The following is a 12,640-nucleotide window of genomic DNA, read 5'->3' as shown; positions in this document are numbered from 1 at the left end:
CCTTACCGCCCCGCGTCGGCCGCCTTGACCAGGGCGGCCTTGTCGACCGCGCCGACGTAGACCTTGCCGTCGTCGGTCATCAGGGCGTTGACCAGGCGGGTCGAGAAGACCGTGCCCGAGCCGAACTTGCCGGTGACCTTGTCGCCGAGCGAGCCGAGGAAGCCGCCGAGGTCGCCGCCGGCCTCGGAGCCGCTGGGCATGCCCTCGCCGCCGGTGTCGAAGACGGCGACGGAGTTCCAGCCCTCGCCGATGACCTTGAGACCGTCGAGCCCCTTGCCGAGGTCCTCCTCGGGCTTGGCGCCCGGCGAGTCGTGCTCGCCCTTCCAGCCCTTCGCGCCGTTCTCGCCCTTCCAGCCGTTCTTGCCCTTCTCGCCCTTCTCACCCTCGGTGACCTTCGCGCCCTTGGGCGGGGTGAAGTCGAAGGTGGAGGCGGCCGGCTTGCCGAAGGCGACCTGGGTGAAGCCCGCGTCCACGACGGCGGCGCCGCCGCTCGACGGGGTCAGCGTGAACTTCAGCGGCAGCCCGGTCTTCGAGTCCACGGCCACGGTGATCTGACCGACGGTGGAGCCGGAGGCCTTGGGCTTGATGACGAGGCGGTAGGCATCGCGGCCCGCGACCTGCGCGGTGCCGTCGACGGTGACGGAGGTCGTGTCGTCGACCGCCTTGAGGGCGTCCTCGGTGAGGTCCTTGGGCGTGGCCGGGACGTCCCGTTCCTTCTCGGCCGCCGCCTTGTCGGACCCGGTGGCGTGGTAGACCTCGTTCGACTTGCTGTCGTAGCCCCAGACGTCCTTGCCGTTGTGGATCACGCTGTACTCGGAGCCGCTCTCCAGCAACGACAGCTTCTGCCGGTCCGGGCCGTCGGCCGCGACGCGCAGCGTGTGGGTGCCGGTTGCGAGCTCGGTCAGCTTGGCGGACGGGTCGGCGGAGGACCCGTCGCCCTTGCCCGACTCCATGGCGCCGGAGGTCAGGCTGCTCTCCAGGCCGCCGAGGTCGGGCAGTCCGAGATCCGTGCTGATCTTCACCGTCCCGGACAACTGCTGTACGTCCGAGGCGGCGATCTTCTCTATGAGTTCCTGGGCGCTGATCTTCGGCAGGTCGGGATCGCCGGAGTCGGCGAGTGCGGGGACGAGGCCGATGGTCGCCGCCGCCACCCCCACCACCGCGACCGGGACGACGTACCGCGCGGCCTTGCGCCTCCGCGTGGACCTGTCGTCGACCTCCGCGGCAGTCGTGCTGTCGTCGGATTCGTACGGTGCCATGTGTGCCTTACCTCCGTCGTCGGCGGCGGCTGTGCAACTCCCCTACGTCCACCCCGTAGCCGCCATTCTCACCCGAATCGGTGAGGAGTGGTGTTTTCCGTGGTGTCCATCTGACCAAATCGGCCGTGAAGATGCGTCAACCCGCGGGCTCAACTCCACGTACACCTCCGGTATGACAGACGGAGGCGGCGCCTCCTCACGTCCCCTAGGGGACGTGAGGAGGCGCCGCCTCGGACGGGGTCGCTATCCCGCTCGGTGGACCACCGCGTCGCACATCTCCATGAGCGCCAGTTTCGCGTCGCACTCGCGCAGCGGTGCCAGCGCGGAGCGGGCGTCCTGCGCGTAGCGGACCGTGTCACGGCGGGCCTGTTCCAGCGCGGGGTGCGCGCGCAGGCCGGCCAGCGCCTTCGCGTGCCGTTCGTCGTCGGTGAGGTCGGAGTCCAGCAGCTCGCACAGGGCGATGTCCTCCGCCAGGCCCAGCCGGGCCGCCCGTTCACGCAGCCGCAGGACCGGCAGGGTCGGGATGCCCTCGCGCAGGTCGGTGCCCGGGGTCTTGCCGGACTCGTGGGAGTCGGAGGCGATGTCCAGGACGTCGTCCGCGAGCTGGAAGGCGACTCCCAGCCGCTCGCCGTACTGCGTCAGCACGTCGACCACCGTCTCGTCGGCGCCCGACATCATCGCTCCGAAGCGGCACGACACCGCCACCAGCGATCCCGTCTTGCCGCCGAGGACATCGAGGTAGTGCTCGACCGGGTCGCGGCCGTCCTGGGGGCCCGCGGTCTCCAGGATCTGCCCGGTGACCAGGCGCTCGAACGCCTCGGCCTGGACCCGGACCGCCTCGGGCCCGAGGTCGGCCAGGATGTGCGAGGCACGCGCGAACAGGAAGTCACCGGTGAGGACGGCGACCGAGTTGCCCCAGCGGGTGTTCGCGCTGTCCACCCCGCGCCGCACCTCGGCCTCGTCCATGACGTCGTCGTGGTACAGCGTCGCCAGGTGGGTCAGCTCGACGACCACCGCCGACGGCACGATTCCGGGTGCATAGGGATCACCGAACTGGGCAGCAAGCATCACGAGCAATGGCCGAAAACGCTTTCCGCCCGCCCTCACCAGATGCTGGGCGGCCTCCGTGATGAAGGGAACCTCGCTCTTGGTGGCTTCGAGCAGTCCCTCCTCGACAGCCGCCAATCCGGCCTGGACATCGGCTTCCAGAGCCTGGTCCCGCACGCTCAGCCCAAACGGCCCGACGACGGTCACGAAGGATCTCCTGTCTGCTGGTGTCTGCTGGCGATTACACGGTTTGTCGATAGGTCGCTGCCCTCACTCAAGTCAGCGTATCCGGTCACGTTTCGATCACCGATAGGGCCTGCCCGTCCAGCCTGGGCGGTATCGGATCACTGCCGGCATCTTTTTGATCACTTGATAACAAACTGGTATGTACCGACTTGTACGGAAGTAGCCAAGCGTGTCCCGAACCAGCGCCGATGCCTCCCCCGGCAGTCCGCCGACCTCCAAGAACGACCGCGCCTTCTTCGGCCACCCGGGGGGCCTGCTCACCCTCTCCGGTCTCGAGGTCTGGGAACGCTTCTCGTTCCTCGGCATGCAGGCCATCCTCGTCCTCTACTTCGCCGACACGGTCGCACATGGCGGCCTGGGCATGTCGGCCGGAACGGCCGCCTCCGTCTCCGCCGCCTACGGCACGCTCGTCTACCTGGTCTCCGTCGCCGGCGGCTGGCTCGCCGACCGCATCCTCGGCTCGTACCGCGCGGTGCTGTGGGGCGGCGTCCTGATCGCCTGCGGCCACTACGCCATGGCCGTGCCCACGGCCGCCATGACCTGGGTGGGGCTGGGCCTGATCAGCGCCGGCACGGGTCTGCTGAAGCCCAACGCGGCCACCCTGGTCGGCAAGCTCTACGCCACCGACGACGACCGCCGTGACGCCGGCTTCGCGCTCTACTACATGGCGATCAACATCGGCGCCTTCGCGGGCCCGCTGATCACCGGCTGGCTCGGTGACCACCAGGGCTGGCACTGGGGCTTCTCGGCGGCGGCGATCGGCATGACGTTCGGACTGATCCAGTACGTCCTGGGACGCCGCCACCTGGCCGGACGCCGGAACGCGGCCGAGTTCGCCCTCGCGCCCGACGCGCTGCGCCGCGCGGTCCGGCTGATCGTGGCGGGGATCGTGGCCGTGGCGGTGCTCGCGACCGCCCTCGCCATGGCGGGCCTGCTCACCATGGCCCGCTTCGTCGACCTGCTCACCCTGGTATCGGTGATCGCCCCGGTCGTGTACTTCGCGGTGATGTTCAGGAGCCCCCGCGTGACCGCCGAGGAACGCGGCCGACTGCGCCCGTACGTCGTGCTCTTCCTCGCCTCCACCGCCTTCAACTTCATCCTGTTCCAGGCGTACTCGACGATGATGCTGCTGGCCGCGTCGAACGCCGAGACGACCATCCTCGGCTTCGACTTCCCCGCCAGTTGGTACGCCTCCGCGCTCGGCGCCTTCGAGGTCGCTCTGGCGCCCGTGGTCGCCGCGCTCTGGGTCCGCATGGGCCGCGGCCAGCCGCACGCCTCCAACAAGATCGCGATCGGGGTCGTCCTGGGCGGACTGTCCTTTCTGCTGATGGCCCTTCCCACCTCCGGGCACGCCTCCGACGACTACCTGATGTCCGCCTGGTGGATCGTCGGCTCGTACCTGCTGCTCGGCCTCGGCGACATCCTGCTGGAGACCTCCGGCATGTCGGCCACCAGCAAGCTCGCCCCGGCCGCTTTCTCCAGCCAGACCATGTCGCTCTGGATGCTGTCCCTCGCGCTCGCCAACGGCATCCAGGCCCAGACGGTGAAGCTCTACGACGACATCTCCAAGCAGGCCTACTTCGGCGTCAACGGTGCGCTCGCGGTGGCCGCGGGCCTGGCCGTGCTGGCCGCCGCGCCCTGGCTGCGCCGCACCATGCACCCGGTCCACTGAACTCACGGGGTCACCCTCATGCACATCCGTACGTCCTTCCCCTACGAGACGACCCACGAGGACCTCCGCATCCCGCTGCCGGAAGGGACCCTCCTCTACGCACGCGTGTGGCGTCCCCTCACGGACGAACCAGTACCCGCGATCCTCGAATATCTGCCCTACCGGCTGACCGACTGGACCGCACCCCGCGACTGGCAACGCCATCCCTGGTACGCGGGCCACGGCTACGCCTCCGTACGAGTGGACGTCCGCGGGCACGGCAACAGCGAGGGCGTTCCCGGCGACGAGTACTCCGCCACCGAGCTGGCCGACGGCGTCGAGGTCGTCAACTGGCTGGCGGCGCAGCCCTGGTGCGACGGCCGGGTCGGCATGTTCGGCATCTCCTGGGGCGGCTTCAACTCCCTCCAGATCGCGGCCCTCGCACCCGAACCGCTCAAAGCGGTCGTCACCGTCTGCTCCACCGACGACCGCTATGACAACGACGTGCACTACATGGGAGGTTCCGTCCTCGCGGTGGACATGCACGCCTGGGCGGCCACCATGCTCGCCTTCGTGTCACGGCCGCCGGACCCGCGGTACGCCGGGGAGGCATGGCGACAGATGTGGCTGGAGCGGCTGGAGGAGGTCGAGCCCTTCATCCACACCTGGCTCGACCACCAGACCCGGGACCGCTACTGGCGGCACGGCAGCGTCTGCGAGGACTACGGCGCGATCGACGCGGCCGTGCTGGCGGTCGGCGGCTGGCACGACCCGTACCGCGACACCGTGCTCAGGCTCGTCGAGCACCTGCCGCCCGACCGGGTGCGCGGCCTGATCGGCCCCTGGTCCCACCAGTATCCCGACCGTGGTCTGCCGCCCGGCCCCGCGATCGGCTTCCTCCAGGAGACCCTGCGCTGGTGGGACCACTGGCTGAAGGGAAAGGACACGGGCGTTCTCGACGACCCCCTCCTGCGCGCCTACGTCAGCGACTCGCACCCCCCGGCCACGGTCTACGACACCCTGCCCGGCCGCTGGGTCGGCGAGCCGGCCTGGCCCTCCCCCCACGTCTCGACCGTCTCGTACGCCCTTCAGGGCGCCCCGCGGCTGGTCCGCTCCCCGCAGCACACCGGCATCGACGCCGGCCGTTTCTTTCCGTTCGGGAACGACGCCGACCTGCCGCCGGACCAGCGGGAGGAGGACGCGCGGTCGGTGTGCTTCGAGTTCGAGGTGGGTGAGGAGACCTGGGTGCTGGGGCGGCCGAGGGTGCGGCTCAGGCTGAGCTCCGAGGTGCCGCGCGGCCAGGTGATCGCCCGTGTCTGCGATGTCGCCCCGGACGGCTCCTCCACCCTGGTCACCCGGGGTGTGCTGAACCTGTCCGCACGCCAGGGGCGGGACCGGGCGGTGCCGTGGACGCCGGGTGCCACGGAGGACGTCGAGTTCGAGCTGAACGGCATCGGCCACGCCTTCCCGGCCGGCCACCGCATCCGGCTGGCCGTCTCCTCCGCGTACTGGCCGTGGATCTGGCCGCAGCCGGAATCCGCGGCGGGCTTCACCCTGGACCCGGCCGACAGCGTGCTCGAACTCCCGGTGCGCGACCACGAGATGGACGGATCAGTCACCTTCGAGGAACCGGAGCAGTCGGAGCCGCTCGGCGTCGCCCACCCCGTCACGCTGGACGAGCCCCGTCCGGAGCGGCTGGTCGTGCGGGACGTGGCCAAGGGCGAGTGGCGACTGGAGGTCGATCCGCGCTACGGCGGCACCCGGGTGTATCCCGACGGGCTGGAGTTCGCCGAGGACGCGCTGGAGACGTACACGATCGACGAGGCGGACCCCCTGTCGGCCCGCGCCCGCTCGGACTGGTCGGTGCGGCTGCACCGGCCGGAGCTCGGCTGGGAGGCGACGGTGCGTACCCGATCGGAGCTCACCTGTGACGGAGAGGACTTCCACACCTCGAACGAGGTGATCTGCACGGACGGCGGCGAGGTGGTCTTCCACCGGACCTGGGAGAAGCGGATCCCACGGACTGCCGGTTGACTATGAGTTGGGCCCATTGCCCGATTTGCCGCTCTTGCGCCCGGCCGTGACTTGGGTCACTCACGACCGGGCGCGCGCCGGCTCGCGCATCTCCACGCTTCCCCTTGCCCTGCACGCCAGTTGAGTCTTGGCAACAGCAAAGGATCAAGCGCCCCATATGCCTCAGACCAAGGTCAATGGGTGCGTTGTGTGAATCAGCTACTTGTTTCGGACATGTGCTCTCGCATACGTTCCCGGCCTGTCGGGCGGACGCCGAATCCTGCCGCCGCCCATAAGGACACCCATCGACGAACACCGCACGGCAGGAGCGGGGGACCCAGGTAAGCCGCCGGTCCGGATGTTTCAGGACATTCCGGGACGGCTTGGGGTGAAGTCGTGTCGCTTCCCGGCGGCACGGCCGGGCAACTCCCGCCCGAACCCGACAGCTCACCTCGCAGGCGACGGAGAGGAACGTCCCCATGTCCGCAGGTCAGCACCGTCACTCCAAGACCGCCCGCCTCGCCCGCAAGCTCGCCGTCGCGGGCACCGGAGTCGCCGTACTGGCGCTCCCGATCATCGGCGCGACCACCGCGTCGGCGGCCACCCCGACCGTGACCACCGCCTCCTCGCTGGGCTACGCCGACAACCTCGACGGTTGGATCCGGGCGTCGCTCCAGGTCATGGCGGACCACAAGATTCCGGGCTCGTACTACGGCATCTACCGCAACGTCATCCGTGAGTCCTCGGGCAACCCGTACGCCATCAACCTCTGGGACTCCAACGCCGCCGCGGGCACGCCGTCCAAGGGCCTGCTCCAGACCATCGACCCGACCTTCCAGGCGTACCACGTGGCCGGCACCTCGTGGAACCCGTACGACCCGGTCGCGAACATCACCGCCGCCTGCAACTACGCGGCCGCGCGGTACGGCTCGATCGACAACGTGTGGGGCGCGTACTGAGCCCTTCGCGGCGACAAGCCCTCACGGCGGTGAGCCCTTTCCGGCGGGCCGGGCGACCGGCCGCTCAGGCCATCCAGGCCACTCGGGTCGCTCAGGCCTCCGGGAAGAGTCTTTCGAGGACGACGGCGATGCCGTCGTCCTCGTTCGACAGGGTGATCTCGTCGGCCACGGCCTTGAGTTCGGGGTGGGCGTTGGCCATGGCGATGCCGTGGGCGGCCCAGTCGAACATGGGAATGTCGTTGGGCATGTCACCGAAGGCGACGGTCCCCTCCGGGCCGAGGCCCAGATGGTCGGCGGCCAGCGCGAGGCCGGTCGCCTTGGTGATGCCGCATGGCTGGAGTTCGACGGTCCCGGGCCCGGACATGGTGACCGTGGCGAGGGAACCGACCACCGAGCGGGCCGTCGCCGCCAACTCGTCGTCGGACAGGTCGGGATGACGCAGCAGCACCTTACTGATGGGCTCGCACCACAGGTCGTCGCGCCGTCGCACGCGTACCGCGGGCAGCGTCGGGTGGGGCATGAGGTAGCCCGGCTCGATGAGCGTGAGTCCGTCGACGCCGTCCTGGTCGACGGCCGTGTACACCTGGCCCACCTCGGCCTCGATCTTGCCGAGCGCGGTCTCGGCCAACTCCCGGTCCAGGGTGACCGACCACAGCAGACGGTCCGCGCCCGCGTCGTACACCTGCGCGCCCTGCCCGCACACCGCGAGCCCCTCGCTGCCCATGATGTCGAGGAGCGGCCGCACCCGGGGCGCCGGCCGGCCGGTGACGACGAGGTGCCCGGCGCCGGCCGCCGCCACCCGCGCGAGCGCGGCGAGTGACCGGTCGGAGAGCGTGTCGTCGCCGCGGAGCAGCGTTCCGTCCAGGTCAGTGGCGATCAGTGAATATGCGGTAGGTGCGGCCATGATCAGAGAATACGGATGGAACGCCCCATCGACTCGACGCGAACCGGACGGCTCCAGCCTTCACATGCGTCGACGGCGGCTCCGGTTGCGAACGTCCGTTCCGGTCGCTCCGGTTGTCGCCGGTCTCACGCGGAGTCCCGCACCACCAGTTCCGTCGGCACGATCACCCCTGACGTGTCCTCACCGGCGATCTGGGCGAGGAGCATGCGGACCATCTCGGCGCTGATGCGGTCGTAGGGCTGACGCATGGTGGTGAGGGCCGGGGTGACGGCGGTGGCCGCGGCCGAGTCGTCGAAGCCGCCGACAGCGATGTCGTCCGGGACCGAACGTCCGGCCTGCTGAAGGATGTTGACGACACCCTGCGCCATGAGGTCGGAGGCGACGAACACGGCGTCCATGTCGGGAGCCTGCGCGAGCAGTCGGCGGGCCGGCTCCTCGCCGCCGGTGCGGCGGTAGTCGCCCTCCACCACCAGCGCCGCGTCGTAGGGAATGCCCGCCTCGATGAGCACATCGCGGTAGCCGGCCAGGCGTTCGGTGCTGCCCGGGGCGTCCAACGGTCCGGTGATCATGCCGATGCGGCGACGCCCGCCCTCGAACAGATGGCGGACCATCTCCGCCGCGCCATCGCGGTCGGCGGCCGCCACGTAGCTGACCCTGGAGCCGAGGCCCAGCGGCTTGCCGCAGACCACCAACGGAATCCCGGCGTCGCGCAGTTCGGCCGCGACCGGGTCCCCGCTGTGGCTGGAGACCAGCAGGACACCGTCGACATGGCCCGAGGTGATGTAGCGGGTCAGCCGGCGCCGGTCGTCGTCGGTCGCGGCCAGCATCAGCAGCAGCGGGATGTCGTGCCGGGCGAGGTGCTCGGTGCAACCGTGCAGTAGCACGTTGAAGTTGGGGTCCTCGAAGAACTTCTCCTGCGGCTCGGTGAGCAGGAAGGCCACCGAGTCCGACCGGCCCGTACTGAGGCTGCGGGCATGCCGGTTGACCACGTAGCCGGTCTTCCTGACGGCGGCCTCCACGGCCCGCCGGGCGGCCGGCGAGACGTAGTGGCCTCCGTTCAGGAAGCGGGAGACGGTGCCCCGCGACACGCCCGCCTCCCGCGCCACGTCGTGGATGGTGGGCGGTCTGCGGCGGCCGTTGGCGCTGCTGGTCATGTTCCTCGTTCGGGGCCGTGGGTGTCGGCAAGCCGGGTGCTCAGGACTTGATCGAGCCGCTCAGCAGGTCCAGGGACCAGAACCGCTGGATCACCAGGAACAGCGCGATCAGCGGGAGGATCGCCAGCAGACATCCGGTGATGACCAGGGTGTACAGCGCGGGCTGCGAGGCGCCCTGGGCGAGCAGCGTGTAGAGCCCGAGGGTGATCGGGAACTTGGTGTCGTCGGCCAGCATCACGTACGGCAGCAGGAAGTTGTTCCAGATGGCGACGAACTGGAAGAGGAACACCGTGATCAGTCCCGGCATCATCATCGGTACGGCGATCCGCGAGAAGATCCGCCACTCGCTCGCGCCGTCCATGCGGGCGGCCTCCATGAGTTCGGTGGGCACCGAGGCGGCCGCGTAGATGCGGACCAGGTAGACGCCGTACGGCGAGAGGATCGACGGCAGCAGCATCGACCAGTACGAGTCGGCCAGGCCCGTCTTCGACAGCAGCAGGTACTGGGGGACGGCCAGCACGATGCTCGGCACCAGGACACCGGCGAGGATCATCTTGAAGATGGCCTCCCGCCCGCGGAAGGAGTACCGGCCGAGCGCGTACCCGCCGGCCGCGGAGACCCCGGCGGACAACAGCGCGCCGGCGCCCGCGTAGAAGGCGGAGTTGGCCATCCACTGCCAGTAGATGCCGTCCCGGTACGAGGTCAGGTCGCCGACGTTCTGCAGGAAGCCGGTGCCGGGGGCGAAGCTGAAGGTGGAGAAGAGCTCCGACCGGTTCTTCGTCGCCGCGATGACCACCCAGGCGATCGGGACCAGGCAGTACAGCGTGCCGAGGATCAGCACCAGGGTGGGGACCCAGGCGGTGCGCCGCGCGCGGCTGACCTTGCCGGTGGCGTCGGCGGTGAGGGTGAGGGGGGTCATGCCCGGTCCTCCCGGGTGAAGCGGTCGGAGATGCGCAGCAGGGTGAAGGAGAGGACGAACGTGGCCAGGGCCAGGACGACCGCGGTGGCGGAGGCGCCGTAGACGTCGGACTTCAGGAAGGCGCTGTCGTAGATGGCCATCAGCGGGCTCCACGTGCTCTGCAGGTTGTTCGTGAGCGGCTTCAGGGCCATGGGCTCGGTGAAGACCTGGAGGGTGGCGATCACCGAGAAGAAGAAGGTGAGCACCAGCGAGGGCATCACGATCGGGATCTTGATCCTCAGGGCGATGTGCAGGTCGGTGGCCCCGTCGATCCTGGCCGCCTCGTAGATGTCGCGCGGGATCGCCCTCAGCGCGGTGTAGATGACGATCATGTTGAAGCCGGTGCCGCCCCACACCGCGATGTTCGCGAAGGACAGATAGAGGTTGCCGCCGTCGAACAGGTCCGGCTGCGGCAGACCGAACTTGTCCAGCAGGTAGTAGAAGGGGCTGACGTCCGGGAGGTAGAGGAAGCCCCACATCAGGGCGGCGATGATGCCGGGCACCGCGTACGGCAGGAAGATCATCAGCCGGGCGAAGGGCGCGCTGCGTGCTTTCGGGGTGTCGAGCATCAGCGCGAACAGCAGGGCGAGGCCGAGCATGGTGGGGATGACGATCAGGCCGTATCCGAAGGCGCGCAGCACGCTGTGCCCGAACTCGGAGTCCTGGAAGACGTCGGTGTAGTTGCCGAGGCCGTTCCAGACCTGTTCGCGGGCGCCCTTGCCGAGTCCGATGCCCTTGACCTTGACCTTGTGGAGGCTCAGCCAGATCGCGTACCCGATGGGGACGACGGTGAAGGCGGCGAACAGGGCCAGCGTGGGCACCAGGAACCAGTACGGTGCGCTGCCGCCGGGGCGGCGGGGGCGGCTGGGGCGGACGGACGGGGCGGTGCCGTCCGCCAAGGGCCCGGCCGCGATGCGGTCGGCGCCCTTGAGCGGAGCGCTGGTCATGCCTCGGCCACCTCGAAGCCCTGCTTCTTCATGTCGCCGAAGGTCTTCGACTGCATGGTGCCGAGGGCGGAGAGGAACTGCGTCTCCTTCTTCGCCTTGGTGGCCTTGCCGAAGTTGTCCTGGAAGGCGGTGTAGGCGGTCTGGACGTTCGGCCCCCAGGCGGAGGCGGCCGTGGTCGCGGCTATCTCGGCGGCGGTGGTGTAGAAGTCCTTCTGGTTCGAGAAGAACTCGGGCGTCGTCAGGACGTCGCCGGACTGGCCCTTCGTGGCCGCCGGGTAGATGGCGACCTCCTTGACCAGGGCGGCCAGCGCCTCAGGGTCGGTGTTGATCCAGCGGGCGAACTTCGCGGCGGCCTCGGCGTGCTTGGAGTCGGTGGAGACCCCGGTGGAGGAGCCGCCCCAGCTGCCGGTGACGTTGTCGCCCGCCTTCCACTGCGGCAGCGGGGCCATGCGCCACTTGCCCTTGGTGTCGGGCGCGGAGGAGATCAGCACGCCCGGCGCCCAGACGGCGGAGACCCAGGCCAGGTGGGTGCCCTTGTTCAGGGCGTTGTTCCAGGGCGGGGTGTACATCGGCTGGTTGTCGATGACGCCCTCCTGCACCAGGCCGCCCCAGAACTCGGCGACCTTCTTGGTGGCGGCGTCGTCGATGCCGACGGTCCACTTGCCGCCGCCGTCGACGGTCCACCACTTGCCGCCGGCCTGCTGGGCGAGACCCGCGAACAGGCCCGGGTCATTGGAGGAGAAGGTGGTCAGGTAGGCGTCCGGAACCGCCTTCTTGGAGGCGCGGGCCACCTCCGCGAACTCCGTCCACGTCTTCGGGACGGACAGACCGTGCTTCTTGAACAGGTCCTCGCGGTAGTAGAACATCAGCGGCGCGGAGTCCTGCGGCACGCTGTAGACGGCGTCGCTGCCGAGCGTGACCATCTGCCACAGGCCGTCGGAGAACTCGGACTTGGCGTCTCCGACGTACTTCGAGATGTCGGCGAGCACGTCGTTGGAGACCAGGGTCGGCAGTGACTGGTACTCGACCTGGATCAGGTCGGGGGCGTTGCCCGCCTTCTTCGCGGTGATCAGCTTGGAGACGATCTCGCCGCCGCTCGCCTGCTTGGACACGGTGACCGTGATGTCCGGGTTCTTCTTGTTCCAGATCGCGGCGACCTTCTCCATGTTGGGCGCCCACGACCAGTAGGTCAGCTTGACCGGCCCGCTGCTCTCGCCGGAGTCGTCGTCGGAACCGCCGCAGGCGGCGAGGGTGCTGGTGAGGCCGAGGGCTGCGGCCCCGGCGAGGATGCTTCGCCTGCTGATCTGGCGGCTGTGGATCGACATCTTCATCTCCCCTGACTTGAACCAGCCGGCCTCGTCGACGTCCCGCGTACGCGGCAACCGCCGTGGGGGGAGGTTCTGCGGACGTGACCGAGGGGCTGTGCGCGAGGGCCGCGCGGCTCTGTGATCGTGCACAGTAGAGAATTGTTTCGGCCCCTTGTCAATGGAGGGTGCCTGGGG

General features: G+C 69.4%; 10 protein-coding genes and 1 riboswitch. Of the genes, 3 read left to right on the top strand and 7 right to left on the bottom strand.

The window, feature by feature from the left end:
- Positions 1 to 2 precede the first annotated feature (2 nt).
- Together OHA64_RS28495 and OHA64_RS28490 are read right to left on the bottom strand one after the other, a co-directional pair.
- The gene (locus OHA64_RS28495; RefSeq protein WP_405617749.1) at positions 3 to 1,259 is read right to left on the bottom strand and encodes a LolA family protein; all 1,257 of its coding nucleotides are present in this window, start codon (positions 1,257 to 1,259) and stop codon (positions 3 to 5) included.
- Between the two features lie 243 nt (positions 1,260 to 1,502).
- Entirely contained in the window at positions 1,503 to 2,513 is a 1,011-nt protein-coding gene (locus tag OHA64_RS28490; RefSeq protein WP_405617747.1) for a polyprenyl synthetase family protein, read from the bottom strand.
- A 208-nt stretch (positions 2,514 to 2,721) separates the two neighbouring features.
- On the opposite strand from OHA64_RS28490, the gene OHA64_RS28485 reads away from it, so the two are divergent.
- The 3 genes from OHA64_RS28485 (at position 2,722) to OHA64_RS28475 (ending at position 7,175) form a co-directional block, all read left to right on the top strand.
- Positions 2,722 to 4,224: a peptide MFS transporter gene (locus OHA64_RS28485; RefSeq protein ID WP_405617745.1), complete on the top strand. Its 1,503-nt coding sequence runs from the start codon at positions 2,722 to 2,724 to the stop codon at positions 4,222 to 4,224.
- 18 nt (positions 4,225 to 4,242) lie between these two features.
- The gene (locus OHA64_RS28480; RefSeq protein ID WP_405617743.1) at positions 4,243 to 6,237 is read left to right on the top strand and encodes a CocE/NonD family hydrolase; all 1,995 of its coding nucleotides are present in this window, start codon (positions 4,243 to 4,245) and stop codon (positions 6,235 to 6,237) included.
- A gap of 282 nt (positions 6,238 to 6,519) precedes the next feature.
- Positions 6,520 to 6,690: riboswitch (cyclic di-AMP (ydaO/yuaA leader) on the top strand.
- A gap of 5 nt (positions 6,691 to 6,695) precedes the next feature.
- Positions 6,696 to 7,175, top strand: coding sequence for a transglycosylase SLT domain-containing protein (locus OHA64_RS28475; protein WP_405617741.1), 480 nt, complete (start codon positions 6,696 to 6,698; stop codon positions 7,173 to 7,175).
- Positions 7,176 to 7,266: 91 nt separating this feature from the next.
- Here OHA64_RS28475 and OHA64_RS28470 read toward each other — a convergent pair whose 3' ends face one another.
- From OHA64_RS28470 to OHA64_RS28450, 5 genes are all read right to left on the bottom strand, one after another.
- Entirely contained in the window at positions 7,267 to 8,079 is an 813-nt protein-coding gene (locus OHA64_RS28470; protein ID WP_405617739.1) for an HAD family hydrolase, read from the bottom strand.
- Positions 8,080 to 8,204: 125 nt separating this feature from the next.
- Positions 8,205 to 9,233 carry a LacI family DNA-binding transcriptional regulator gene (locus OHA64_RS28465; protein ID WP_405617737.1) on the bottom strand — a complete coding sequence of 343 codons (1,029 nt, stop codon included), beginning with the start codon at positions 9,231 to 9,233 and terminating at the stop codon, positions 8,205 to 8,207.
- 40 nt (positions 9,234 to 9,273) lie between these two features.
- Entirely contained in the window at positions 9,274 to 10,152 is an 879-nt protein-coding gene (locus OHA64_RS28460) for a carbohydrate ABC transporter permease (protein ID WP_405617735.1), read from the bottom strand.
- The gene (locus tag OHA64_RS28455) at positions 10,149 to 11,138 is read right to left on the bottom strand and encodes a carbohydrate ABC transporter permease (protein ID WP_405617733.1); all 990 of its coding nucleotides are present in this window, start codon (positions 11,136 to 11,138) and stop codon (positions 10,149 to 10,151) included. The genes OHA64_RS28460 and OHA64_RS28455 overlap by 4 nt, the downstream gene beginning before the upstream one ends.
- The gene (locus tag OHA64_RS28450) at positions 11,135 to 12,469 is read right to left on the bottom strand and encodes an ABC transporter substrate-binding protein (protein WP_405617731.1); all 1,335 of its coding nucleotides are present in this window, start codon (positions 12,467 to 12,469) and stop codon (positions 11,135 to 11,137) included. The genes OHA64_RS28455 and OHA64_RS28450 overlap by 4 nt, the downstream gene beginning before the upstream one ends.
- Positions 12,470 to 12,640: the final 171 nt, after the last annotated feature.

This window comes from Streptomyces sp. NBC_00076 (genome assembly GCF_045041235.1).
In the GTDB taxonomy this organism is placed as follows: Bacteria; Actinomycetota; Actinomycetes; order Streptomycetales; family Streptomycetaceae; genus Streptomyces.
This window is presented reverse-complemented; position numbering and strand designations above follow the sequence as displayed.

Coding starts and splice junctions, on each gene's coding strand:
- OHA64_RS28495 (WP_405617749.1), bottom strand. CDS start 1,259: ATGGCACCGTACGAATCCGACGACAGCACGACTGCCGCGGAGGTCGAC.
- OHA64_RS28480 (WP_405617743.1), top strand. CDS start 4,243: ATGCACATCCGTACGTCCTTCCCCTACGAGACGACCCACGAGGACCTC.
- OHA64_RS28475 (WP_405617741.1), top strand. CDS start 6,696: ATGTCCGCAGGTCAGCACCGTCACTCCAAGACCGCCCGCCTCGCCCGC.
- OHA64_RS28470 (WP_405617739.1), bottom strand. CDS start 8,079: ATGGCCGCACCTACCGCATATTCACTGATCGCCACTGACCTGGACGGA.
- OHA64_RS28465 (WP_405617737.1), bottom strand. CDS start 9,233: ATGACCAGCAGCGCCAACGGCCGCCGCAGACCGCCCACCATCCACGAC.
- OHA64_RS28460 (WP_405617735.1), bottom strand. CDS start 10,152: ATGACCCCCCTCACCCTCACCGCCGACGCCACCGGCAAGGTCAGCCGC.
- OHA64_RS28455 (WP_405617733.1), bottom strand. CDS start 11,138: ATGACCAGCGCTCCGCTCAAGGGCGCCGACCGCATCGCGGCCGGGCCC.
- OHA64_RS28450 (WP_405617731.1), bottom strand. CDS start 12,469: ATGAAGATGTCGATCCACAGCCGCCAGATCAGCAGGCGAAGCATCCTC.